This is a genomic window from Pseudoalteromonas sp. C2R02 (assembly GCF_018860845.1).
Classification (GTDB): Bacteria; Pseudomonadota; Gammaproteobacteria; order Enterobacterales; family Alteromonadaceae; genus Pseudoalteromonas.
The window spans coordinates 25,795-49,271 of sequence record NZ_JAHKQC010000057.1; the positions used below are offsets into that span (position 1 = coordinate 25,795).

The 23,477-nt window shown below is 36.1% G+C and carries 24 protein-coding genes and 4 tRNA genes; 19 read left to right on the forward strand and 9 right to left on the reverse strand.

The annotated features are described in order from the left end of the window. Positions 1-122: 122 nt before the first annotated feature. The 10 genes from cyoE to KO527_RS25595 all read left to right on the forward strand — a co-directional run bounded on the left by cyoE (position 123) and on the right by KO527_RS25595 (position 11,552). Complete coding sequence (cyoE, locus tag KO527_RS25550) at positions 123-1,034, forward strand: heme o synthase (protein WP_216043067.1); 912 nt, start codon at positions 123-125, stop codon at positions 1,032-1,034. 7 nt (positions 1,035-1,041) lie between these two features. Next, positions 1,042-1,647, forward strand: coding sequence for an SCO family protein (locus KO527_RS25555; RefSeq protein ID WP_216043099.1), 606 nt, complete (start codon positions 1,042-1,044; stop codon positions 1,645-1,647). A gap of 294 nt (positions 1,648-1,941) precedes the next feature. Next, positions 1,942-2,211, forward strand: a complete 270-nt coding sequence (locus KO527_RS25560; RefSeq protein ID WP_216043068.1) for an STAS domain-containing protein — start codon at positions 1,942-1,944, stop codon at positions 2,209-2,211. 12 nt (positions 2,212-2,223) lie between these two features. After that, a complete protein-coding gene (locus tag KO527_RS25565) occupies positions 2,224-2,586 on the forward strand; it encodes a response regulator (RefSeq protein WP_216043069.1) in 363 nt (120 codons plus the stop codon). A gap of 23 nt (positions 2,587-2,609) precedes the next feature. Beyond that, positions 2,610-4,694 (forward strand): chemotaxis protein CheA, encoded by a 2,085-nt coding sequence (locus KO527_RS25570; protein ID WP_216043070.1) that lies wholly within the window; start codon positions 2,610-2,612, stop codon positions 4,692-4,694. Between the two features lie 86 nt (positions 4,695-4,780). Next, on the forward strand, positions 4,781-5,311 hold the full coding sequence (locus KO527_RS25575) for a chemotaxis protein CheW (RefSeq protein WP_216043071.1): 531 nt from the start codon (positions 4,781-4,783) through the stop codon (positions 5,309-5,311). A 61-nt stretch (positions 5,312-5,372) separates the two neighbouring features. Beyond that, positions 5,373-8,840 carry a methyl-accepting chemotaxis protein gene (locus tag KO527_RS25580; RefSeq protein ID WP_216043072.1) on the forward strand — a complete coding sequence of 1,156 codons (3,468 nt, stop codon included), beginning with the start codon at positions 5,373-5,375 and terminating at the stop codon, positions 8,838-8,840. Positions 8,841-8,944: 104 nt separating this feature from the next. Further along, complete coding sequence (locus KO527_RS25585) at positions 8,945-9,763, forward strand: protein-glutamate O-methyltransferase (RefSeq protein WP_216043073.1); 819 nt, start codon at positions 8,945-8,947, stop codon at positions 9,761-9,763. 86 nt (positions 9,764-9,849) lie between these two features. Beyond that, positions 9,850-10,470 (forward strand): chemoreceptor glutamine deamidase CheD, encoded by a 621-nt coding sequence (gene cheD, locus KO527_RS25590; protein ID WP_216043074.1) that lies wholly within the window; start codon positions 9,850-9,852, stop codon positions 10,468-10,470. A gap of 41 nt (positions 10,471-10,511) precedes the next feature. Then, the gene (locus KO527_RS25595; RefSeq protein ID WP_216043075.1) at positions 10,512-11,552 is read left to right on the forward strand and encodes a chemotaxis response regulator protein-glutamate methylesterase; all 1,041 of its coding nucleotides are present in this window, start codon (positions 10,512-10,514) and stop codon (positions 11,550-11,552) included. Here the strand turns inward: KO527_RS25595 and yrfG are convergent. Next, positions 11,549-12,205, reverse strand: a complete 657-nt coding sequence (gene yrfG, locus KO527_RS25600; protein ID WP_216043076.1) for a GMP/IMP nucleotidase — start codon at positions 12,203-12,205, stop codon at positions 11,549-11,551. The two genes, KO527_RS25595 and yrfG, sit on opposite strands and share 4 nt — an antisense overlap. Before the next feature lie 142 nt (positions 12,206-12,347). Between yrfG and nudE the strand changes: the two genes are divergently transcribed. The 7 genes from nudE (at position 12,348) to KO527_RS25635 (ending at position 15,096) form a co-directional block, all read left to right on the forward strand. Then, positions 12,348-12,914: an ADP compounds hydrolase NudE gene (nudE, locus tag KO527_RS25605; protein ID WP_216043077.1), complete on the forward strand. Its 567-nt coding sequence runs from the start codon at positions 12,348-12,350 to the stop codon at positions 12,912-12,914. A gap of 13 nt (positions 12,915-12,927) precedes the next feature. Beyond that, positions 12,928-13,749 carry a 3'(2'),5'-bisphosphate nucleotidase CysQ gene (gene cysQ, locus KO527_RS25610; protein WP_216043078.1) on the forward strand — a complete coding sequence of 274 codons (822 nt, stop codon included), beginning with the start codon at positions 12,928-12,930 and terminating at the stop codon, positions 13,747-13,749. Positions 13,750-13,891: 142 nt separating this feature from the next. Beyond that, positions 13,892-13,968: transfer RNA gene (locus KO527_RS25615), tRNA-Met, on the forward strand. Between the two features lie 86 nt (positions 13,969-14,054). Continuing rightward, positions 14,055-14,131 (forward strand) — tRNA-Met (locus KO527_RS25620). A gap of 86 nt (positions 14,132-14,217) precedes the next feature. Further along, positions 14,218-14,294 (forward strand) — tRNA-Met (locus KO527_RS25625). A gap of 86 nt (positions 14,295-14,380) precedes the next feature. Beyond that, positions 14,381-14,457 (forward strand) — tRNA-Met (locus KO527_RS25630). Positions 14,458-14,916: 459 nt separating this feature from the next. Beyond that, positions 14,917-15,096, forward strand: a complete 180-nt coding sequence (locus KO527_RS25635) for a hypothetical protein (RefSeq protein ID WP_216043079.1) — start codon at positions 14,917-14,919, stop codon at positions 15,094-15,096. Positions 15,097-15,259: 163 nt separating this feature from the next. Here KO527_RS25635 and KO527_RS25640 read toward each other — a convergent pair whose 3' ends face one another. The 6 genes from KO527_RS25640 to KO527_RS25660 all read right to left on the reverse strand — a co-directional run bounded on the left by KO527_RS25640 (position 15,260) and on the right by KO527_RS25660 (position 20,641). Then, complete coding sequence (locus KO527_RS25640) at positions 15,260-16,450, reverse strand: dipeptidase (RefSeq protein ID WP_216043080.1); 1,191 nt, start codon at positions 16,448-16,450, stop codon at positions 15,260-15,262. Between the two features lie 145 nt (positions 16,451-16,595). Beyond that, entirely contained in the window at positions 16,596-16,832 is a 237-nt protein-coding gene (locus KO527_RS25645; protein ID WP_216043081.1) for a YheU family protein, read from the reverse strand. After that, positions 16,829-17,809 (reverse strand): hydrolase, encoded by a 981-nt coding sequence (locus tag KO527_RS25650; RefSeq protein ID WP_216043082.1) that lies wholly within the window; start codon positions 17,807-17,809, stop codon positions 16,829-16,831. Before KO527_RS25650 ends, KO527_RS25645 begins: the two co-directional genes overlap by 4 nt. Before the next feature lie 153 nt (positions 17,810-17,962). Further along, complete coding sequence (locus KO527_RS26515; protein ID WP_354668664.1) at positions 17,963-18,100, reverse strand: DUF3149 domain-containing protein; 138 nt, start codon at positions 18,098-18,100, stop codon at positions 17,963-17,965. Between the two features lie 164 nt (positions 18,101-18,264). Further along, positions 18,265-18,735 (reverse strand): TIGR02444 family protein, encoded by a 471-nt coding sequence (locus KO527_RS25655; RefSeq protein ID WP_216043083.1) that lies wholly within the window; start codon positions 18,733-18,735, stop codon positions 18,265-18,267. After that, a complete protein-coding gene (locus KO527_RS25660) occupies positions 18,722-20,641 on the reverse strand; it encodes an ATP-binding cassette domain-containing protein (protein ID WP_216043084.1) in 1,920 nt (639 codons plus the stop codon). Before KO527_RS25660 ends, KO527_RS25655 begins: the two co-directional genes overlap by 14 nt. 105 nt (positions 20,642-20,746) lie before the next feature. On the opposite strand from KO527_RS25660, the gene KO527_RS25665 reads away from it, so the two are divergent. Further along, positions 20,747-20,947, forward strand: a complete 201-nt coding sequence (locus KO527_RS25665) for a YheV family putative zinc ribbon protein (RefSeq protein WP_042151457.1) — start codon at positions 20,747-20,749, stop codon at positions 20,945-20,947. Between the two features lie 142 nt (positions 20,948-21,089). On the opposite strand, the gene KO527_RS25670 is transcribed toward KO527_RS25665, so the two are convergent. Together KO527_RS25670 and KO527_RS25675 are read right to left on the reverse strand one after the other, a co-directional pair. Beyond that, positions 21,090-21,305, reverse strand: coding sequence for a SlyX family protein (locus KO527_RS25670; protein ID WP_216043085.1), 216 nt, complete (start codon positions 21,303-21,305; stop codon positions 21,090-21,092). Between the two features lie 13 nt (positions 21,306-21,318). Continuing rightward, positions 21,319-22,371, reverse strand: a complete 1,053-nt coding sequence (locus KO527_RS25675) for a hypothetical protein (RefSeq protein ID WP_216043086.1) — start codon at positions 22,369-22,371, stop codon at positions 21,319-21,321. A 276-nt stretch (positions 22,372-22,647) separates the two neighbouring features. On the opposite strand from KO527_RS25675, the gene fkpA reads away from it, so the two are divergent. Then, positions 22,648-23,418 carry an FKBP-type peptidyl-prolyl cis-trans isomerase gene (gene fkpA, locus KO527_RS25680; protein ID WP_216043087.1) on the forward strand — a complete coding sequence of 257 codons (771 nt, stop codon included), beginning with the start codon at positions 22,648-22,650 and terminating at the stop codon, positions 23,416-23,418. Positions 23,419-23,477 lie beyond the last annotated feature (59 nt).

Genomic DNA, 23,477 nt, shown 5'->3' on the forward strand with positions numbered 1-23,477 from the left:
GCTTTCGCCGTGTGATTTATAAGTAAGAATTAAAGAATTAAAGAATTAAAGAATTAAAGAATTAAAGAATTAAAGAATTAAAGAATAATAAAAATCCGTCCCTAATGTTTAGGAGAAATAAAATGGAAAATACATTAGTACAAAAAACACATTTAAAAAGAGCTGTTAAATCAGCAAGCATCATAGATTATTTAGAGCTATGTAAAATCAAAGTGGTTGCATTATTAGTGCTTACTGCGTTGGTGGGTTTAGCATTGGCGCCAGATATGGGGCGAAGTCTATTATTACAGAGCTTGAGCTTAATAGGCATAGGGCTATTAGCGAGTAGTGCGGCTGTTATCAACCACATTGTAGATCATGAAATTGATGCAAAAATGGCGCGTACTAAAAATAGGCCTGTTGTGAAAGGACGCGTATCACGTAAACAAGCACTTATGTTTTCAGCATCCATTGCTGTGATTGGTTTTGTATGTTTGGTATTGGCAGCTAACTGGTTAACCGCAGGGTTAACCTTATTTGCTTTGGTAGGTTATGCCTTTATCTATACCTTATATTTAAAGCGTGCTACACCACAAAATATTGTAATTGGAGGGTTAGCAGGTGCTATGCCGCCATTATTAGGTTGGGTATCTGAAACTGGTCAATTGGCTGCTGAGCCTTGGCTATTAGTAATGATAATATTTACTTGGACGCCACCACATTTTTGGGCTTTAGCGATACATAGAAGAGAAGATTACAAAAAAGCAAATATTCCTATGTTACCTGTTACCCATGGCATCACATTTACTAAAACGTGTGTATTGCTATATAGCTTATTATTAGCTTTAGTATGTATTTTACCCTATTTGATAGGTATGTCAGGTTACTTTTATTTAGCTGCCGCCATTGTTTTAAACGGCGTATTTATTTATAAAGCTGTAAAACTAAAGCTATCAAAAACATCAGAGGGTGCAATGGATTTATTTAAGTTTTCTATTATTCAATTAATGTTACTCTTTATCGCACTATTCATAGATAAAGCAATTATTGCATAAGAAAATGATGATAAGAGTATTATTGATTTTATTAATTGGTTGCACTGTTAGTGGGTGTTTTGAAGTGCAACCACCCGAGACTAAGGCGCTTGTTTATTCAGAAGCCAGAGAACTTAAACCTTTTGTTTTAGAAGAGCAAAATGGGAAACAAATTACCAATGAAGCACTAAAAGGCCAATGGAATTTATTGTTTTTAGGTTATACCCATTGCCCAGATATTTGTCCAATGACACTCGCTAAGTTAAATCAGGTTTATAAGCGCCTTACTATAGAGCATAAATTAAAGGTGTGGTTTATTTCAGTAGACCCAGCCCGAGATTTAGTTGAAAAAAGAAAGCAGTATATAGAGTACTTTAATCCCGACTTTATTGGCGCTACAGGGCCGCATACTCAACTATTTCCTTTTGTTAGAGACTTAGGTCTAATCTACGCCATTACAGATGGAGAAGCAGGACAAGCGTACTCGGTAGATCATAGTGCATCAATTGCTTTAGTTGATGATCAAGGCAAGTTAAGAGCTATTTTTAAACCTGAGTTTATAAAAGGTCAGCCGCCATTGGTAAATACAGAGCAGCTTATTACGGATTTTAAATTGATTACCCAATTCTATTAGTTTGAAGTATGTAATAAATACTCCCTACTTTTACTGTGATTTTTTATCCTAAATACAGGTGTTTCTATTAAATAGATTCACCTTTATTTGTCTGCTATCTAGCTTAGTCACACGTTAAATTCATAAGCCAAGATATTTATTCAATAACAATAATCATTCCACCATGTATCAACTCACTTAATTACCTTATTTTATAAATATCTCTATTAAATTTAATTAATTATCAATTTTTTGTGGAAAATTAAAGATCACCGTCTAAGCTTTTAACTAAAGATAAACAAGGATTGATCATTAATGTTTCAGTTGCCAGAAGAGCTTCAAATAAACAATGTTGCTACATTACATCAAAGCTTAATTGAGCTACTTGATGAAGGTAAAGAAATCGAGATAGATATCAACCAAGTCGTACAAGCCGATACTGCATCAGTGCAATTATTATGCGCCTTACAAAAACACTTACTATCAACACAACTCAAAATTCAATGGCATGGTAAAAGCGATGCCTTGATTGCCTCAGCTAAATCGCTTGGGGTATTAACATTTTTAGAAATCGAACAATCATAATAAGAGGTCATTATGAAAAAAATCTTGGCTGTAGATGATTCTGCATCTATGAGACAAATGGTTAGTTTCACCCTAAAAAAAGCAGGCTTTGATGTTACAGATGCTAAAGACGGTAGTGAAGCGCTAGGGATTGCAAAACTAGGTACTTTTGATGCGGTTATTTCTGATGTAAATATGCCAATTATGGATGGCATTACCTTGATCAGAGAATTAAGAGCATTACCTGAATATAAATTTACACCTATGTTAATGCTAACAACTGAATCCGGATTAGATAAAAAAACGGAAGGTAAAGCTGCAGGCGCAACTGGCTGGATAGTTAAGCCATTTAACCCTGAACAATTACTAGCTGTGATTAAAAAAGTAATACGTTAAGCAATATGTAATAGGGAGGTTATATGAGCATCGATCTTAGTCAGTTTTTTGAAGTGTTTTTTGAAGAAAGCTTTGAAGGCTTAGATGCAATGGAAGCTGAATTACTAAATTTAGAACCAGGAGATCTTGACTCAGAAACCATCAATACTATTTTTAGAGCGGCTCACTCAATTAAAGGTGGCAGTGGTACATTTGGTTTTAACTCAGTTGCAGATTTTACCCATGTTTTAGAAACCTTATTAGACCAAATAAGAAATGGTGAGCGAAACCTCGAAACGGTTCATGTAAATCTATTATTAAAATCGGTTGATTGTTTAAGAGAAATGCTTGGAGCCTTACAGTCAGAACAAGAACCTGATTTAACAGATTCAAATGTATTAAAAGCGGAATTTGAAGCAATATTAAATATTGAGCATGACGATTCTCAAGCTTCAGGCGCTAGCGTTAATGCCAAATCATTAGACACCTATCAAGTTGATTTCAAACCTCTACATCATTTATTTAAAACTGGTAATGAGCCTTTATATCTTTTCAGTGAATTAGCTGACCTAGGTGAATGCTCAGTTTCTTCTGATTTATCTGAATTACCAGATATTCACGATATTCAGCCAGATGAATGTTATTTAGCTTGGACATTTTTTGTAGAAACCCATGAAGATGATAAAAAAATTAAAGAAATTTTTGAATGGGTGGAAGATGATGCAAAGATTGACATTACACTTTGTGGAGGGTTATTTGAAGATGATGAAGCAACGCCAGAAGCGACTGCAACACCTGAACCAGAAAAAGCAGCTGTAGAAACCTCCCCCGAACCTGATGTCGTAAAAGCACCAACAAAAGAGGCTTCTAATGAGCCTGCCAAAAAAACAACTAAAACCAGTGGTGAATCAACTTCAATACGCGTAGGCATAGATAAAGTCGATTCCCTGATTAATATGGTTGGTGAGTTAGTGATCACCCAAGCCATGCTAACTCAGCTTGGTGAAGGAGATATGACCGAAAACAAACAAATGGCACTCAAAGAAGGCTTAGCACAACTTGCTCATAATACCCGAGACCTTCAAGAAAGCGTAATGCGTATACGCATGATGCCAATTAGCTTTGTATTTAGTCGTTTTCCGCGTTTAGTACGTGATATCTCCCAAAAATTAAATAAAGAAGTTGAGCTAAAACTCATAGGTGAAACAACCGAATTAGATAAAACCGTGATGGAAAAAATATCTGATCCTATGGTGCATTTAGTGCGGAACTCTCTAGATCATGGATTAGAAACACCAGAACACAGAATAGAAGCAGGTAAAGACCCGATAGGCAAAGTCACCCTAAATGCATTTCATCAAGGTGGCAATATTGTTATTGAAATAATGGATGATGGCAATGGCCTAAATACTGACAAAATAAAATCTAAAGCAATAGAGAAAGGTTTGATCAGTGAAAATGAAAACCTAACCGATGATGAGATAAATGAATTAATTTTCATGCCCGGTTTTTCAACCGCAGATGCTGTAAGTGATTTATCTGGTCGTGGTGTGGGCATGGATGTAGTTAAACGAAATATTCATGCACTTAATGGTTCTATTGATGTTACCTCTGAACGCGGCGTAGGTTCTACTTTCACAATTCGATTGCCGCTAACTTTAGCCATACTTGATGGCCAATTAGTCACATTAGGCAAGCATACTTATATCGTGCCTTTAATTTCAATTGTTGAATCATTACAAGTTGATTTAAAACAAGTTAACTGTGTAGGTGGTGGCGTAGACGTACTTAGGTTAAGAGATGAGTACATCCCTATATTAAGGTTATTCCAAATATTTAATCATACAGGTGCGATAGAAGAGTTAGATAAAGGTTTATTGGTCATAGTTGAAAGTGATAATCAAAAAGTAGGTTTATTGGTTGATGATTTATTGGCACAACAACAAGTTGTTATAAAAAGCTTAGAAGCTAATTACCAAAAAGTAGATGGCGTATCAGGCGCAACAATTTTAGGTGATGGTCGTGTATCTCTGATTGTAGATATTAGCGGGCTAATAAAGTTGGCGGGGCTGAAAAAAGCAGGCAGTCAAAAACTGGCAATTGATAACTCTGTGTTAGAGCCAGGGTAAAGATTAAGTCAGTTCATCAATTAGTTGAAATTAAAAAATTTTACAAGTAACCAAAGAGTAGTAAAAATCATGTTGGGGTAGGTTAGATGGAACAAACACAACAGCAGTCGCAGCAGCAAAATGAGCTACATTCACCAAGTGTAAATCAAGAAGATGTTCAGCAATTTTTAACTTTCATTATGGATGAAGAAGAATACGGTGTAGATATTTTAACGGTACAAGAAATTAGAGGTTGGGAAGAAATTACCGCGATTCCCAATGCACCGGTTTTTGTAAAAGGTGCTATTAACTTAAGAGGCACCATAGTGCCAATAATAGATTTACGTTTAAGGTTTGGTTTAACCTCAGTCAAATATGGGCCATTAACCGTAATAATAGTGGTTAAGGTTGAATTAAAAGTAGGTTCTAAAATTATGGGGTTAGTGGTAGATGCCGTATCCGATGTGTACAGCATAGGTCAGCAACAAGCTACAGATGTACCCGATATAAGTAAAAGTGACAATGCCGAATTTGTGCATGGTTTAGTCAATGTAGGAGAAAAAATGGTGGTACTTTTACATTTAGAAAGAGTTTTAAATTTATTACAAGAAACAGATCACGATTTATTAGCAGGTTAACTATTCAAAACATTCAAATTTAAATTATTAAGTCAGGAAATTCCTTGCGCAAGGGGGCGAAATGGAAAAAGTTAGTGTAAGAGCAAAACTCGTGAATAAGCTGCTAATAGTGGCTGTGATTATTCTGATATCCTTTATTATTAGCCTGCAAATTGCGGGTGTTAACTTCGAACAACAAACCATGATGGCCATAGTGATATTTGCCCTGGCTACAAGTGGCGCCTTATTTTATTTGCATCAAACACTAGATGTACTAGCTGCCAAGCTCGACTTAATAGATTCCAGCTTACCTTTCTTAAAAGATAATGATCAATATGGTTTTGATAACCTAAATCAAGATGCTTATCCTGCTTTTTTTAGAAGTGTATCTAATTTATTTACAATTGAGGTTGAAGCTCCTGAAGAAGTTAAACCCGATAAATTAGATGTTTCTAAATTAAAAGCATTAGATGTATGTCAGGGTAATGTAATGATGGCTGATGCAGATTGTAATATTACTTATGTTAATACTTCAGTGACTGCCATGTTACAAAAAAATGAAGTAGCATTGCGCACCCTGCTACCTAATTTTAATGTTGCGACGCTTATAGGCACTAATGTAGATGTTTTCCATAAAAACCCAAGTCATCAACGCTCATTATTACAATCACTAAACCAACCATATAGCACTAGACTTGAATTAGGCGATTTAACCTTTAGCTTGATCGCCTCTCCTTTATTTGATGAAAAAGGTAAACGTTTAGGTACTGTAGTTGAATGGGAAGATATGTCTGAGCGCTTAAATGCAGAAAAAGCAGCAGAAGATATTGCAAATGCCAACCAAAGAACAACAAGTGCATTAGATGTGTGTCAGGCAAATGTGATGATGGCGGATGCAGATTATAATATTGTATATGTAAATAAGGCTGTAACAGCCATGTTAGCAAATAATGAGCAGCAGTTAAGAACCGCATTGCCTCAGTTTAACGTTGCTAATTTAATTGGTACTAATATAGATACCTTCCATGTTAACCCTGCACATCAAAGAGGTATGCTAGACAATCTAAAATCTACGTACAAAACTAATTTAGAACTTGCGGGCTTTACCTTTGGTTTAATCGCTACACCAGTATTTAATGATGACAATGAGCGTATTGGCACGGTAGTAGAGTGGGAAGATAAAACAGAACGTTTAGCGGCAGAGCTTGAAGCAGCTGAAATAGCCAATGTAAATGCCAGAACATCTAATGCGCTGAAAGTATGTCAGGCGAATGTAATGATGGCAGATGCTGACTTAAACATTGTATACGTGAATGATGCAGTTAAAGGCATGCTTCGTAACAGAGAAAAACAACTGCAAGCGTTATTACCAAACTTTAGAGTTGATAAGTTAATAGGCACTTGTGTTGATGATTTCCATAAAGACCCAGCTCATCAGCGAGGCATGTTAGATAAGTTAAGAGATGTGTATAAAACTGACCTTAATTTAGGCGAAATGATCTTTGGTTTAATAGCTACACCAGTATTTAATGATGATGGTGAGCGTGTAGGCACAGTCGTTGAATGGGAAGATAAAACAGAGCGTTTAGCTGCAGAGCGTGAAGCAGCTGAAATAGCTAATGCCAATTCAAGAACCACAAGTGCATTAGATGTTTGTCAGGCAAATATTATGATGGCAGATGCAGATTATAACATTGTATATGTTAATGAAGCTGTTGTGGCTATGTTAAGTATGAATGAGCAGCAGTTAAGGACTGTATTACCTAAGTTTGATGTTGCTAGTTTAATTGGTACTAATATAGATACTTTCCATAAAAATCCGGCACATCAACGCGGCATGTTAGATAAATTAACATCAACTTATCAAACAGATTTAGAACTAGCTGGCTTTACCTTTGGCTTAATAGCGACACCAGTATTTAATGATGAAAATGAACGCTTAGGCACAGTTGTAGAATGGGAAGATAAAACTGAGCGTTTAGCACGTGAACGAGCTGAACGCGCAGAAGCTGCCGAAAATTTACGTATAAAACAAGCGCTTGATAATGTATCAGCCAATGCCATGATAGCCGATGCAGGTAATAACATTGTATTTATGAATGAAGCAGTGCAAGGCATGATGCGTGATGCTGAGGCTGATATTCGTACTGATTTACCTAACTTTAATAGTAATAGCCTGATCGGCCAAAATGTGGATGTATTCCATAAAAATCCAGCTCATCAACAAAATATGCTTAAAAGCTTAGCCAGTACTTATAAAACAGAAATTGTTGTTGGTGGCCGTACATTCTCATTAATCGCGAATCCGATTAATTCAGATGATGGCGAGCGAGTTGGAACAGTTGTTGAGTGGAATGATAGAACCGCAGAAGTGGCAATCGAAAAAGAGATTGATGGCATTATTGCTTCAGCTGGTCGAGGGGAACTAGATGCGAGACTTGAAGAAGGTGATAAATCAGGGTTCTTCCTTAACTTAACGCAAGGGCTTAATACTTTAGTTGAAATAGTTGATGATGCTGTTGCAGAAACGGGCTCTATGTTAGATGCCATGGCTCATGGTGATTTGACTAAGCGCATAGATAAAGATTATGAAGGTTCGTTTGATAAATTAAAACGAGATGCTAATACCACAGCAGAAAAATTAACCGAAGTAATAGATCAAATTAATACTTCAGCAACACTTGTAGCAAGCGGTGCGGAAGAGATATCACAAGGAAATGCTGATTTAAGTCAAAGAACCGAAGAGCAGGCTTCTTCATTAGAAGAAACAGCATCGAGTATGGAGGAGATGACAAGCACAGTAAGACAAAATGCCGATAATGCTAAGGTTGCCAATGAACTTGCCGCTAATACGCAAGATCAAGCATCTCAAGGTGGCCAAGTCGTACAACGTGCAGTAACTAGCATGGCTGAAATTAATGATTCAAGTAAAAAAATCTCTGACATCATAGGTGTGATTGATGAAATTGCTTTCCAAACTAACTTACTTGCATTAAACGCAGCGGTAGAAGCTGCCAGAGCTGGTGAGCAAGGTCGAGGTTTTGCGGTGGTTGCTGGTGAAGTAAGAAACTTAGCACAACGCTCCGCAGCGGCAGCGAAAGAGATAAAAGAGCTAATTAGAGACAGTGTAAGCAAAGTAGAAGATGGTACATTGCTTGTTAATGAGTCGGGTACTACGTTGCAGAAAATTGTATTGTCGGTGCAAAAAGTAACAGAAATGATAGCTGATATTACCGTTGCATCTGAAGAGCAAAGCTCAGGAATCGAGCAGGTAAATAAAGCCATTACACAAATGGATGAAATGACACAACAAAATGCTGCATTGGTAGAGGAGGCATCTGCTGCGGGTGAATCTATGGCTGAACAAGCCAATGGTATGCGTCAGTTATTAACATTCTTTAAATCTAATGCTGGTGGTCATAACGCTGCCTTACCGGCTCCTACTAGTCATAAACCAGCGGCTCCAAAAGCAAGTAGAGCCCAAAGGTTAGCGAGTCCTTCAACTGGAGATGACTTTGTTGATTCAGCAGATGAATGGGAAGAGTTTTAAACCCATAAATAAGTAGAGATAACGACTTATTTGGCAAGCTATGTTAGAGCAATTATTGATTTATAACATAGTTTGTTTTCATCTGAAAAGATAAGGGAATAACTGTGAGCAAAGAGTTTTTACTTACCGATAGTGAGTTTTCTCATATTGTTGATTTAGTTTATAAGGCATGTGGCATTGTGCTTGGTGAACATAAGCGAGAAATGGTTTATTCAAGACTTGCTAGGCGTATTCGCAGCTTAAAACTAAGTAATTTTGAGCAGTACTTAGATTATTTAGAGCTGAATAAAGATAAAGAGTTTAGTAACTTTATTAATGCAATCACAACAAATTTAACCTCTTTTTTTCGTGAAAAGCATCATTTTGAATTTTTAAAAAAAACCTTAGTGCCAAAACTTTTAAAAGAGAATCGAGCGACTAAGCGGGTAAGAATTTGGTCAGCTGGATGTTCTACAGGAGAAGAGCCTTATTCTATCGCTATGACTCTAGCTGATATGTTTCCAATTGGTTGGGACGTAAAAATACTGGCTACAGATTTAGATTCAAACGTATTAGAAAAGGCCAACTCAGGTGAGTATTCAGCGAATTCAACTACGGGTTTAGAGCCTGAGATTTTAAAAAAATGGTTTTTTAAAGATAAACAAGGTGAAAATTATAAAGTAAAACCTGCATTAAAAAAAATGATCCACTTTAAGCGGCTAAACCTATTGCAAAAGTGGCCTATGAAAGGCACGTTTGATTTGATTTTTTGTCGTAATGTAGTGATTTATTTTGATAAAGAAACCAAAGAAGGCTTATTTAATAATTACGCTAATATTTTAATACCCCAAGGCCATTTATTTTTAGGTCACTCAGAAAGTATGAGTAAAGAGCAAAAAAACTTTAATAGTTTAGGCAAAACCATGTATCAAAAAATTAAGTAACAATGATTGGATTACCGCAGTTACAGGATGTTCAAAGTTGAAAGTGAGTGAAACTTGTTTTTAGCACTAATATATAAGGTTGTATTTTGCAGCATGAATTTAAGCCCGTTTATCCGGGATTTGAGAACATTAAAAGATACTGGGACCGCAGTAGGAAAATTGTGGTAGCAAAAATATTACCTGGTGAATTTTATGTTACTAAGCAAAGGGAAGTGATCTCAACCGTATTAGGTTCGTGTATCTCTGCGTGTGTTTATGATGAGGTTATGGGCATAGGAGGCATGAATCACTTTATGCTACCTATTAATAAAGCTGCATCCCTTGGTACAGTAGAAGACCAACTTAGCTGTCGTTATGGTAACTGGGCGATGGAGTTTTTAATTAATGAAGTGATTAAAAATGGCGGCAACAGAAAAAACTTAAAAGTAAAACTCTTTGGTGGCGGCCAAATAATCCAATCTATGACAGATGTCGGTGAAGGCAATATTAAGTTTGCTTCTGCTTACTTGAAGCAAGAGGGACTGAGTGTTGATTCTCATGATGTTGGTGGTCCATGGCCTCGTAAGGTATTGTTTTACCCTGAGACAGGTAAAGCGCAAGTGAAAAAATTACGCAGTATGCATAACGATACAATTCAACAACGTGAGAACAGGTACTTACATGAAATTGAAGTGCAGGATACGCATACCGATATTGAATTGTTTTAATTTAGGTAATTTAAGAGTAATCACCTAAAGAGAGGTGTTATATGATAAAAGTTTTAGTTGTTGATGATTCCCCATTAATTAGGGCTTTGTTAACAGAAGTGCTGCAATTAGCAAATGATATTCAGGTGATAGGTTCAGCTGAAGATCCATTTGATGCCAGAGAAAAAATAAAAACATTAAACCCTGATGTCTTAACCCTTGATATTGAAATGCCAAAAATGGATGGCATTAGCTTTTTAAAAAATTTAATGCGTTTAAGACCTATGCCCGTTGTGATGATTTCTACTTTAACACAGCAAGGTGCGCCAGCAACTTTAGAGTCATTAGAGTTAGGTGCAATAGACTTTATTGCGAAACCGACTAAAAATGTAGCGAAAGAGTTAAGAGATTACACTGATATTTTGCATGATAAAATACGCGCAGCAGCAAGTGCAAGGGTAAGGCCTTTTTTACCTTTAAAAGAAAATAAACATGCAAAAATAGCTAACCCTGAAACTGTTAGGTTTAAAGTGAATCATTTATCTGTTATTGGCGCTTCAACAGGAGGCACAGAGGCAATTAAAGAGGTGTTAACCCGTTTACCTACACATTTTCCTGCTGTTGTTATTACACAGCATATTCCACCTGTATTTAGCACCTCTTTTGCTGAGCGTATGGATCGCACATCAGCTATGACTGTTAAAGAGCCAAAAGATGGTGAGATCATAGAAACCGGTACTGTGTATATCGCGCCTGGAGATCATCATTTAAGTATTAAGCGTAAAGGTAGTGACTTAGTGTGTTCTTTATCTCAAAGTGAGCCTGTGAATCGTCACCGGCCTGCTGTAGATGTATTATTTGATTCTGTCGCTAAATTAGGGTTAAAGAGTTTAACAGCATGTATTTTAACTGGCATGGGCTCTGATGGCGCGAAAGGGTTATTAAACCTAAAAGAAGCGGGGGCTAAAACTTTTGTGCAAGATGAAAAAAGCTGTGTGGTATTTGGTATGCCAAAAGCAGCATTTGAATTGGGAGCTGCCAGCAAGCAAGTTCCGTTAGAACAAGTTGCTGACGTATTAATGCGCTTAGCGATAAAGCGTTAAGTTATAGGGAGTAAATCTCGGTAGTCAGTTATTGCAGGGAACTGGTTAATAGTATTAACTGGTTTTTTGCTATCAGGATTAGCAACTGCCAGTAAGTGCCCTATACCAAAAGTTTGAGCCGATTTAAGAATAGTTAAACTATCATCTACAAATAGCGTTCGGTTTTTATCAAATTTTAACCTTTGCTCTAACTGCTGCCATAACGATTGATGCTCTTTACTGACACCAAACTCATGAGTAGAAATTATCTCATCTAAGTATTCATCTATTTGAGTACGTTCTATTTTTAAAGATAGACTTTCTGGATGTGCATTAGTTAATAAAACCAGCGTTTTTCCTGAAGCTTTAAGTGCTTTTAAAAACTCAGGCACATCTTCTCGGATTGCTATTAAATGTTGTATTTCACGCTTTAGCGCTACGATAGGTAAAGAAAGTTCTTTTTGCCAATAATCTAAGCAATACCACTGAATTTTTCCTTCTACAGCTTGATATCTAGATACTAAATCAGCCTTGGCTTCATCAAAGGTAATGTTTTGCTTTTGTGCCATTTTTGTAGGTACTAGCTCTAACCAAAAATGGTTGTCGAAATGAAGATCTAAAAGGGTGCCATCCATGTCGAGTAATACAGTATCAATATTAGGCCAATTTAACATAGTTTTTAATCGCAAAGTTTATATGTGTCATTGTCAGCTATGATAACAAAAAAACATTAGTTTTAAAGTTCAACACACTCTAGGTTTTTTATAATAAAACAATTATGATTCACATATTATTTATTCAATTCAAAGTGATGGTATGGCACAGAAAAAGGAGCATCAGTTGCCGGATATTTTAGCAACTGACATAGTCGCTAAAAGTAGATTATTCACTATAGAATCGTTAGATTTAGCATTTTCAAATGGTGAACAACGTCAATATGAGCGTATTAAAGGTGGCGGGCGAGGCGCAGTGATGATAGTGCCCCTTCTTGACGATGATACGCTATTATTAGTAAGAGAATATTGTGCGGGTACGCATGATTATCAATTAGGTTTCCCTAAAGGTCTTATAGACCCAGGCGAAGATGCAATGCAAGCTGGTAATCGTGAATTAAAAGAAGAAGCAGGTTTTGGTGCTAAAAAATTAGTAGAGCTAAAGCAGGTGAGTTTGGCACCAAGCTACTTTAACGCAAAAATGCATATTATACTTGCTGAGCAACTATTCGCTGAATCATTATTAGGTGATGAACCTGAACCGCTAGAAGTTGTACGTTGGCCAATAAGCCAATGGCAAGCGCTATTAACTCAAAAAGACTTTACTGAAGCCAGAAGTGTGGCTGCATTATTTTTAGCCAAAGAGCACTTAGCCAGTAGAGCAAAATAAACAGGATCTAATTATGCAGTCTTTCCTTGAACCCTGTATTGAAATAGCAAAAAAAGCTGGCCAAGCGATCATGGATATTTATGATCAAGAAGATATTGGTCAGCAGCAAAAAAGTGATGATACGCCTGTTACTAAAGCAGATTTGGCTGCCAATAAGATTATCATTGATGGCTTAATGAAATTAACGCCTGATATTCCGATTATGTCTGAAGAAACGGCCATTCCACCTTTAAATGAAAGAAAAGATTGGACACGTTACTGGTTGCTCGACCCTATGGATGGCACCGGTGAGTTTATTTTAAAAAGTGGTGACTTTGCTGTAAATATTGCTTTGATTGAAAATAATAAACCTGTATTAGGCATTATTCATTGGCCTATTAAAGATGCGACTTATTTTGCCGCCAAAGATTTTGGTGCTTTTAAACGTGAACACACAATAACTGCTGATAGTAATCAAGATACTAAGCTTGAAGTGGTGAAGCATCATAAATTAACCCTAGCGGTCAGTCGCAGGCAAAAAATAGAAGCTGTAAGCTGCTATTTAGATCGTGATTTTGACACTATTGCGGTAGGTTCTTGTTCTTTAAAGGCTTGCATGATTGCAGAAGGTAAAGCTGATTGTTTTTTACGTGTTGGCCCAACAGGTGAGTGGGATACAGGTGCGTCACAAATTATAGTTGAGCAAGCTGGTGGTCAAATTCTAAGTGCTGAATTTAATCCTATCTCCTATAATCAAAGAGAGATCACTGAAAATCCTGATTTCATTATTATGGGGCACAATGACTGGCCTTGGCAAAAGATGATTACGCCACACCGCAGAACTGAACTTTTATAGTTTTGCTGTAAAATTCAGCATTTTTTAGTTAATTTTGCACTAAGTACAATCTTATTGAATTTAGTGCTTGCATTAACGTAATAAAACTATATTATGGCGCTCTTGTTAACGAGGGCTCACGCTCTTAGCTAGCAAATACAGGCGCGGGATGGAGCAGCTTGGTAGCTCGTCGGGCTCATAACCCGAAGGTCGTCGGTTCAAATCCGGCTCCCGCAACCATTTTCTAAAAGGTTTTCTTTGGTTGAAAAATGGTTGTCGCCTAAAGTCGTTAGTGTAATCGACTTAAAACACATGCACAATTCAGGCGCGGGATGGAGCAGCCTGGTAGCTCGTCGGGCTCATAACCCGAAGGTCGTCGGTTCAAATCCGGCTCCCGCAACCATTTTCTAAAAGGTTTTCCTTGGTTGAAAAATGGTTACAACCTAAAGTCATTAGTGTAATCGACTTAAAATACATACACAATTCAGGCGCGGGATGGAGCAGCCTGGTAGCTCGTCGGGCTCATAACCCGAAGGTCGTCGGTTCAAATCCGGCTCCCGCAACCATTTTCTAAAAGGCTTTTCTTGGTTGAAAAATGGTTACAACCTAAAGTCGTTAGTGTAATCGACTTAAAATACATACACAATTCAGGCGCGGGATGGAGCAGCCTGGTAGCTCGTCGGGCTCATAACCCGAAGGTCGTCGGTTCAAATCCGGCTCCCGCAACCACTTTCTTAAACTAAGAAATTGGACGCCAAAAATTCAAGATTCAAGTCATTAGCAAAATCCTTAGTTATATTATTAATATTAAAATCGTCAGTTACAGTTTAAATTCAGCTTTTAAATCTTTTTTTATTAATGTCAGCTTTTCATATTTCATTCACTTGTATAAAAGCAAGTCAGTTACAATTCGATTTAATGAATTGTTGTTTTTATATGCAAAAACGTAATTAAATCTCACGCTTAAAGATAGAATTTAACCATATCGACCTTGAATGGCTCAATTACAAAACACATACAAATATGCGCGTTTTATATACTAAAACTGTGTGGCAATGCTATTCAGAGATAGATTGTCGGCAGCTTAAATTAATAAAACGCTATTAAGTTCGTATTCAGTTTATATAACGTACACTTTTGCTATTAAATTGAAGTTGTTTTTATAAGATTGATTATTTAGGTGGAGTCATGATGAATGAAATTTTGAATCAAGAAGAAATTGATTTTATTTTAGATGTTTGTTCAGAAAATGATGAGGCCTTAGAGCAAAGTTTAGATTATTCTTCTAGTTCTAGCTTTACGAGTAATTATCAACGATTCTTAAAGAATAGTTTTACAGTACTATTATTTTTCAAGGGTGGGTTATGATTGGCTGACAGTGAGGGGTAATAAATATTTATCATTGCCATTAAGCCAGAATTCAGTTAAATCAGTCTATAGTACACATATTCCCTTTGGAATTCCCTTGTAGCATTCGTTGTTGAATGCATTAAAGCCAGCTTTTATTAGTTGGCTTTTTTTTGCTTAAAATTTAGTTTTTAGCGGCATACTTTTCTACTTGCTGCCAAACTCGTAATAAATTTCCACTTAATATTTTTTTGATGTCTTTATCTGAATAACCATGCTCAATTAACCCTTGCACTAAGTTTGGATAGTCAGATACATCTTTTAAACCGATAGGTAAAGAATCACCTACGCCATCAAAATCAGAACCGATACCAACATGGTTTATGCCTATTAATTTAACAACATGATTGATATGTTCAATAACCTGTTCTGTCGTAGCAAAAGGATAAGGATTTTTTACAGCAAATGCTTTTTTAAAGTCTTTTACTTGTGAACTATTTTTACCATGTTTACTTTGTGCTTGGCTGCGTTTAGCTTTCATTTGTTTGCTCCAAGCGCCTGCGGCAGAGGTGACAAAGCTAGAACCAAAATTAATTTGAATCACGCCGTTATTTTCTTTTAGCGCTAATAACATTTTATCATCCATATTACGTTCAAAACCTGGCGTATATTTACGTAATGATGAATGAGATGCGATCACTGGCACTTTTGAAATATCCATAACTTGGTAAAAAGCATCATCAGATATATGTGAAACATCTATCATCATACCTAACTTATTCATTTCAAACACTAACTCTTTACCAAATTGACTTAACCCATTCCATTGTCGACGTAAGTCATATGAAGAATCAGAAATATGATTCGTTTGCGAATGGGTTAAAGTGATATATCTCACTCCGCGATCAAAGAAATGGTTTAAATTTTCAAGTTTTCCTTCAATAGGAGAACCGTTTTCCATGCCCATAGCTAAAGACATTTTTCCTTGTTCAAATTGCTTTGTAATATCAGCAACAGAATCAGCAATGGCAAACTTATTGGGGGCACGTCCTACTAAAGCTTCCATAGAATCTATCAGTCTATTTGCCATTTCATAACTGCCGCCCGTTTTTTCTAGGTGGGCAGGAATATAAATAGACATAAAAGGCGCATTTAATCCGCCTTCAACAGCTCTTGGGTAATCAAAGTCACCACCTGCCGCTTTAGTTACATCTTGCCACTTTTTTTCTAAGCGGTAAGGTACATCTATATGCGTATCTATAATGAGGTTTTCTTGACTTAATTTGATCGCATGTTTAGATGCTGTGTATGATTTAGCTGAAACATTAGCAGTGATAGCTAATGCAAGTAGCCCTAGAGTTGTGATGTGATTCATTTGGATTTACTTATTATTATTGTGAAGTAAATCCATTGTGTTGCTGTATTAATAAATAAACAAGATTTATGCGTTGAAAACAATCAATAATAGGTTCGCGATTATTTCTTTTATGCTACAGCGAGATTAAATTTTTAGAGTATTATCACTCAAATTCATTTTGATTTTGCTGAAAAGTCGCTTTTGGCATGATGTTGATACTTTCATGTAATTCAGAGTAAACAATGACAACATCACCTTGGTTTAACTGGGTTTTGATATGTGAAATTTTATCATTTAAGCTAAAGTCATCTTCTCCATAATCTGTGCCTTCTCGTAATATAAAGCTTTCGATTAGGTTGTTTAATGTTTCAATAGGTAGCTCTTTAAAGGGGATTATCATTTTATATTTAACTGCTTTTTAAAATATTCAGGGATACGCTGTTCCAACCAAAAAATGGGCTTGAATGGATTTTTTCCACTAATAAAACCAACATGGCCGCCTTTTTCTGTGATCTCAAGATTAACATGTTTGCTTACATGGGAGCTATCGGGAACAGACTTGATTGATAACATAGGGTCATCAACTGAATGTATGATTAAAGTTGGTGTTGTTATATCTATTAAATAAGCTTTACTGCTCGCTTTATTATAATAATCTTTTGCATTTTTAAAGCCGTGTAAAGGCGCAGTTACTTTGTCATCAAACTCCCATAAACACGGAATATTTTTAATATCTTGTTTACTTAGACCCAATAAAGGTTGAATTAAAGACTCTTTTCGGCCAGTTGAGTGCTTTAATCTATCAAGTAAGTATTTTTGATAAATCTTACCTAAACTTTGTTGGATCACTTGGCAAGATGACGCTAAATCAAACGGTGCGGATACCACAGCAGCTGCATCTAAGTGACTATCGTTTTGATATTCACCTAAATATTTACTGAGCATATTACCGCCCAACGAAAACCCCACGGCAACTATTTTTTTATTTGGAAATTGTTCTTTTAAGTGTGTTATTAAAAACCTTGCGTCAGATGTTTCGCCGCTATGATAAGCGCGTGCAGTTTTATTTGGCGCAGCTGAGCAATTTCTAAAGTGCATGAGTACGGTATCAAACCCGTTATCTTGCATGGCTTTCATCATGCCTTTAGCATAAAAGCTATGAATATTACCTTCAAGTCCATGAAAGATGATAGCTAATGGTTTGGTATCATTTTTTGTAATAGGGCAGCCCCAAGCAAGTTCAATAAAATCTTGATCAGGTGTGCTAAGCGATTCTAATTGATAAGTAAGTTTGAGTTTTGGGCGAAAAAAACGCGGTAAAATAGTTTGTGCGTGTTTATTTACCATCCACCAAGCTGGACGAAAGTGACTGCTCATTATGTTTTAAATAATATTAATAAAATACGTAATTAGTTTAACTGGTAACCATAAAGATATAAAGGACCAATCCAAGTAAACTTGAAATGGCCCTTTAGTGCGTCGTGCTTAATTATTTACCTGTTATCCACTATTGTGAGGATAACTGGAGTATCACTGGGGTGAAGCTTCATTTATTTTCTTCATAAAAAAGAATGCAAAGAAAATACAAATTCCGATTACAGTAGCAAGAAAACCGAAAGACAAAAATAGAACTGGGTTGCTAAAAAAATCTCTAAAAAAAACTGACATGGTTATTCTCCTAATCTGTGAACAAACTTAGATTAAGGCATTAGGGCTAAGTAAAATATGATATAGATCAAATTCTATTAGCATTGAATTAAGTGTGGGAGCAGACTTTGATTTAGATCAGTTTTTCATCGGTAGTAAGGGGGCTTAACGAATTTTAATTTGTATTACGCCATATTAAAATTTAGGTAAAGTTGCAGGTTATCAATGTCTTTTGTTGGTGAGGTTTCATAATTATTAAGGGAATTTATTAATTGAGATTGTTGATGTTGTTCCATCAACAGTTCAGATTCGAGCAATGTCTTTCGCATTTTTGCGTAGAGTGAAATATTTGATTCTTGTGCTTTTAGTCTTAATCTTAATGCCCTTAAAGGAAATAAGTAACTATTTTCAAAATCAGTTATTGTTGATATTAATTTACTCAGGATCTCTAGGTTAATTGAAATGTTTAGATTATCTAAATACAGCATTAATAAGCATATATTGACATTTTTATTAAATTTATTTTGTAGTTCGAGTAATGAGTATGCTTGACCATCTTTAAGATACAATTCATTTTTACTGTAAAGCTCACAAGAGAAGCGCCAAAAATCTTCAGCACTTATTTTGAGTGTTTTTTTATTGTTAGAGTGATTCATTAAAAGTGGATTCTTTTTCTTCTAATAACTCTAATTGTTCTAATAATTGTTCTTCTACATCATTAAGCATAGGCACGCATTTAGCCTGTTGCTCTAGGTACTTATTTAGTTTAGCTTTGTTTTCTTCTTGGTATAAGTCGTTATTAGCAAGCGCGCTTTCGATTTCTTCTTGCTCGATAGTGAGTTTATCTAGCTTTTTCTCTAAAGAGGTTATTAGCTTTTTAATTGGTTGAACTGATTTTCTAAATTCAGCTTCTAAACGTTTTTGTTCTTTACGGTTTACCGTTTTATTTTCGGTTTCGTCTAGCGTGTTTATATCTTCAGTGACAGAATCTTTTTTGGCATTCATTAACCATTGGTAATACGCTTCAACCTCATAACCAAATGGTGTTACCGTACCTTGATCTACTAGGTAAAATTCATCAGCTGTATTTTTAAGTAAGTGGCGATCATGGGATACAGTTACCATCGCACCTTCAAAACCTTGTAGTGCCATAACTAAAGCATGACGCATTTCTAAATCAAGATGGTTTGTTGGTTCATCTAGTAATAGTAAGTTAGGTTTTTGATACACTAGCATAGCTAATACTAAACGTGCTTTTTCACCACCAGAGAAAGGAGCTACAGGACAAGTAGCTTGATCACCTATAAATGCAAAACCGCCTAAAAAGTCGCGTAAGCTTTGCTCTGTTGCTCTAGGGTTTAAGCGTTGTAAATGCAAAATTGCACTGGCGTTTAAATCTAAAGACTCTAATTGATGCTGAGCAAAGTAGCCAATATTGAGTCCTTTATGTTGAAATACCTCGCCGCTTTGTGGATTTAAATCACCAGATAATAATTTAATTAGAGTAGATTTACCTGCGCCATTTCGGCCTAATAATGCGATTCTGCTACCAGGCACTAAATTTAACTTAATGTTATTTAAGATTGTAACATCACCATAACCGGCTTTTGCTTTATCTAATGTTAATAGTGGATTAGGTAATGCTGTTGGCTCTGCAAACTCAAAATTAAATGGTGAATCTACATGTGCTGGAGCGAGCTTCTCCATACGCTCAATAGCTTTAACACGGCTTTGTGCTTGTTTTGCTTTGGTTGCTTTTGCTTTAAAGCGCGTGATGAATTTTTCTAAATGCGCAATTTGTTCTTGTTGTTTTTCATAACTGGCTTGCTGTTGTGCTAATCGTTCGGCTTTTTGGCGCTCAAACTGAGAATAATGGCCTTTATAAACATTTATTTTTTGATTTGAAATTTGCCAAATTTCATCGATTACGGCATCAAGAAACTCTCTATCATGAGATATTAAAACTAAAGTGCCTGTATATACTTTTAAGAATCGCTCTAACCAGTAAACAGCATCTAAGTCTAAATGGTTTGTCGGTTCATCTAGTAGTAATAAATCAGATGGGTGGATCAAGGCTTGAGCTAAGTTAAGTCGCATTCTCCAACCACCAGAAAATGAACTAACAGGTGATGTAAGTTGTTCATTAGTAAAGCCTAAACCATGTAATAACTCACCGGCTTTAGATTCAATGCCATAACCACCTACAATTTCAAGTTGTAAGTGTATTTTGGCTTGCGCTTCACCATCGCCATTTTTTTCGGCTAAAGCTAAGGCTTCATGTAATACATAATACTTTTTATGTCCTTGTAAAACATATTCTAAGGCGGATATTTCTAGAGCGGGAGTTTCTTGTTTAACAGAAGATATTTCCCAGTCTTTAGGTATGAAGCAATCACCAGAGTCTGCATGTAATTTACCTTGTAATAAGGCAAATAAACTAGATTTACCACAACCATTAGCGCCTACTAGGCCGACTTTATGTTTAGGATATAAAGTGGCGTTGGCATCTTTTAATAGGCTTTTACCGCCTCGTAGTAGCTCTAGTTGGGTAATTTGGATCATGTTGCAGTAATAACTCTTAATAAAGCATAAAAATGGCTGCTGAGTATATCAGACTTATGAAATAAGGAGTAAAATACCAACAGTTAAATATGAGAGTAAATTAAAATGAAACAGAAAAAACGTTTTATTGCTGGAGCCACCTGTCCAGAATGTAATTCTATGGACACTATGATGTTGTATAAAGAAAATGATGTTGAAAAAGTTGAGTGTGTGCAATGTCATCATATAATGACACAGCCAAAAGAGGCGGTTCAAGCTTCAACACGCCAATTCGAGCAAGTAATTGGCGTATTTAATCCCGAGTAACTCTGCTACGCAGCCTTTCTAAAAGCGACTTCGTAGCAAAAACTAAATATGTTAGGTTATGAACATCCTGCATTTAGTTAGAAAAATTTATTTATAAATATGTCACGTAGTGATCTTAGATAATTATACGAAGCATAATTATCTAGTAATGCGGTGGTGGTGGCTCTATTTGTTGTTCTGAGCCTGCATCGGCATTTTGTGTCTCTTTCACTTTTTCTGCAAGTAGCTCTGTTTGTCTTTGTATTTTAGCGATTAACTGCTGATGCATTTTTAATTCATCATTTAATATATCAATTGTGTCATCTTGAAAGGCTATTTTAGCTTCCAATTCATTTACTCTATCTTCTAATGCGCTCATAGTTCAAAACTGCTCATTTTAGGTTGTTAGGTATGGTCCAGGTTTCAGCTAAACCACTTGAACTTTCGGTGATAAGAGACTGGCCATCTTGCGTAAAAGCGACATCATACACGACTGCAGATTTAGGGCGAGAACCTTTTCGTGGACTGACTTGCCATTTTTTTAATTGTTCGCCAGTTTTGACATCCCATAAAGCGAGTTTTCGTGAGGGAGCACCGGTTGCAAGTAAATTGCCATCTTCACTAAATCGAACTGCGCTAAAGATTTGTTGTCGACTTAAAAACTGTAAATTAGAGATCATATCACCGGTTTGTAAATCCCAAATGCGTGCTTGTTTTTTACTATCCGCTGTAAAAGCATAGCGACCTTTAGGGTCTAATTTTACTTGGGTAACGCGACTTGGGTGGTTAAACCTATGGATCACTTGACCTGTACGGGTATCCCATAAATATGCTGCATAGTCATTAGAGCCTGTTAATGCAAAATAGCCATTGGGTGATAAATCTACCGCATTTATTTTTTCTTGATGACCTAGAAACTCAATGCGTTTACCGCTGATCACATTTATATGAACAGCTATACCATTGCTTTTACCATATAAAATATAGCGGCCTTGGTTACTTAATGCGATATCTCTAATATTTGAATCTTTTACTTTCCAAAACCCAATGTTTTTACCTGTTTTAATGCTCCAAAGGGCAAAGTTTTCTTTATCAGCAGTGACTGCAATTTTACTATCGAATGAGATATCGGTAGTGAGCACTAAGTTGCCTGAGTTATCTTGCGCAAGCCACTCATCTAAATTGGAATTGGCATTGAGCTTTTGATTGTCATTATCATTAAGGTGATTCCATTGATATTTTAAAGCATTTTCTTTTAAATCCCATAACGCAAGACCATGATGCATTGAGGAAATAACGCTGTAATTGGCATCGTTAGAGATACTTGCAGCATAGGCGCCTTCTATGGCATGTTCGATCGCATTATCAGGTAGCTTTTCTTCTGAGCTACACGAAGTAAGTAAAAATACGTAAAGTAAGTGAAATAAAGCTCGATTTATGGTCATATTAAGTATGTTTTTCCTTAACTCTTGCTGTGCAAGAGGTTAGACTAAGGAGCGATTTGGCTTTAGGCTACTTGCACAATGTATTTATAAAACTCATTGTGCAAGCAGCTTCGTTTCTCGTCAATTGAATTATTCAGATGAGAAATGACTTTTGTATATTCAATATCATCAGATTTGAAGTTCGTGCTTTCAAATGCGTAAAATATATTGGTTAGCCTTTATTTTAAATTAGTTAAGTTCTATGAAAATGGCAACTTTCATTTGCCGGAGACAATAATGAAAAAAACAATGAAATTATCACTACTTGCAGCCTCTATTTTGGCGCTTACAGCTTGTAATCAAGAAGCTGCTCAAAAAACAGAAGTTGTTGCTGAAGTTAAATTAGAAACGCCAGCACAACAACAAGCATACGGTATTGGTGCATCAGTAGGCGTATTTTTAAATAAAGACTTAGCGGATAAAAATGAGCTAGGTTTTGCTTTAGAACAAGAGCTTTTAATTCAAGGTTTTAGAGATGCACTTGCTGGAAACTCTAAACTTGATGAAGCTAAGATCAGAGAAGTTTTAACTGAACTTGATAAGTCAGTTAACGAGAAAAAAGCTGAGGCAGCTAAATTAGCCGCTGAAGCAAGCAAAGCTGAAGGCATTAAATTTTTAGCTGATAACGCTAAAGTTGAAGGTGTAACAACAACTGAGTCAGGCCTACAATACCAAGTAATCACAACTGGTGAAGGTGATAAACCTGCACAAACTGATATTGTTAAAGTGCATTACAAAGGTACTTTAATTGACGGTACTGAGTTCGATAGTTCTTACAAGCGTAATGAACCTGCAACTTTCCCACTAAACCAAGTGATCAAAGGTTGGACTGAAGGCGTTCAGTTAATGAGTGTTGGTTCTAAATTTAAATTTACGATCCCTTCAGAGCTTGCTTATGGCGAACGTGATTTAGGTAAAATCCCTGCTAATTCAACTTTAGTATTTGAAGTTGAGTTATTGGAAATAGAGCAACCTGAAACAGCTAAAACTGAATCAGCTAGCGAATAGTTTTAGTAAAATAAAGTAACTGTTTAAGGCCGTTACTTTATCAGACATAAAAAAAGCGA

Bases quoted from the DNA above. Each gene is read 5' to 3' on its own strand.
- cyoE (WP_216043067.1), top strand. From the start codon at position 123: ATGGAAAATACATTAGTACAAAAAACACATTTAAAAAGAGCTGTTAAA.
- KO527_RS25555 (WP_216043099.1), top strand. From the start codon at position 1,042: ATGATAAGAGTATTATTGATTTTATTAATTGGTTGCACTGTTAGTGGG.
- KO527_RS25560 (WP_216043068.1), top strand. From the start codon at position 1,942: ATGTTTCAGTTGCCAGAAGAGCTTCAAATAAACAATGTTGCTACATTA.
- KO527_RS25565 (WP_216043069.1), top strand. From the start codon at position 2,224: ATGAAAAAAATCTTGGCTGTAGATGATTCTGCATCTATGAGACAAATG.
- KO527_RS25570 (WP_216043070.1), top strand. From the start codon at position 2,610: ATGAGCATCGATCTTAGTCAGTTTTTTGAAGTGTTTTTTGAAGAAAGC.
- KO527_RS25575 (WP_216043071.1), top strand. From the start codon at position 4,781: ATGGAACAAACACAACAGCAGTCGCAGCAGCAAAATGAGCTACATTCA.
- KO527_RS25580 (WP_216043072.1), top strand. From the start codon at position 5,373: ATGGAAAAAGTTAGTGTAAGAGCAAAACTCGTGAATAAGCTGCTAATA.
- KO527_RS25595 (WP_216043075.1), top strand. From the start codon at position 10,512: ATGATAAAAGTTTTAGTTGTTGATGATTCCCCATTAATTAGGGCTTTG.
- yrfG (WP_216043076.1), bottom strand. From the start codon at position 12,205: ATGTTAAATTGGCCTAATATTGATACTGTATTACTCGACATGGATGGC.
- nudE (WP_216043077.1), top strand. From the start codon at position 12,348: ATGGCACAGAAAAAGGAGCATCAGTTGCCGGATATTTTAGCAACTGAC.
- cysQ (WP_216043078.1), top strand. From the start codon at position 12,928: ATGCAGTCTTTCCTTGAACCCTGTATTGAAATAGCAAAAAAAGCTGGC.
- KO527_RS25635 (WP_216043079.1), top strand. From the start codon at position 14,917: ATGATGAATGAAATTTTGAATCAAGAAGAAATTGATTTTATTTTAGAT.
- KO527_RS25640 (WP_216043080.1), bottom strand. From the start codon at position 16,450: ATGAATCACATCACAACTCTAGGGCTACTTGCATTAGCTATCACTGCT.
- KO527_RS25645 (WP_216043081.1), bottom strand. From the start codon at position 16,832: ATGATAATCCCCTTTAAAGAGCTACCTATTGAAACATTAAACAACCTA.
- KO527_RS25650 (WP_216043082.1), bottom strand. From the start codon at position 17,809: ATGAGCAGTCACTTTCGTCCAGCTTGGTGGATGGTAAATAAACACGCA.
- KO527_RS26515 (WP_354668664.1), bottom strand. From the start codon at position 18,100: ATGTCAGTTTTTTTTAGAGATTTTTTTAGCAACCCAGTTCTATTTTTG.
- KO527_RS25655 (WP_216043083.1), bottom strand. From the start codon at position 18,735: ATGAATCACTCTAACAATAAAAAAACACTCAAAATAAGTGCTGAAGAT.
- KO527_RS25660 (WP_216043084.1), bottom strand. From the start codon at position 20,641: ATGATCCAAATTACCCAACTAGAGCTACTACGAGGCGGTAAAAGCCTA.
- KO527_RS25665 (WP_042151457.1), top strand. From the start codon at position 20,747: ATGAAACAGAAAAAACGTTTTATTGCTGGAGCCACCTGTCCAGAATGT.
- KO527_RS25670 (WP_216043085.1), bottom strand. From the start codon at position 21,305: ATGAGCGCATTAGAAGATAGAGTAAATGAATTGGAAGCTAAAATAGCC.
- KO527_RS25675 (WP_216043086.1), bottom strand. From the start codon at position 22,371: ATGACCATAAATCGAGCTTTATTTCACTTACTTTACGTATTTTTACTT.
- fkpA (WP_216043087.1), top strand. From the start codon at position 22,648: ATGAAAAAAACAATGAAATTATCACTACTTGCAGCCTCTATTTTGGCG.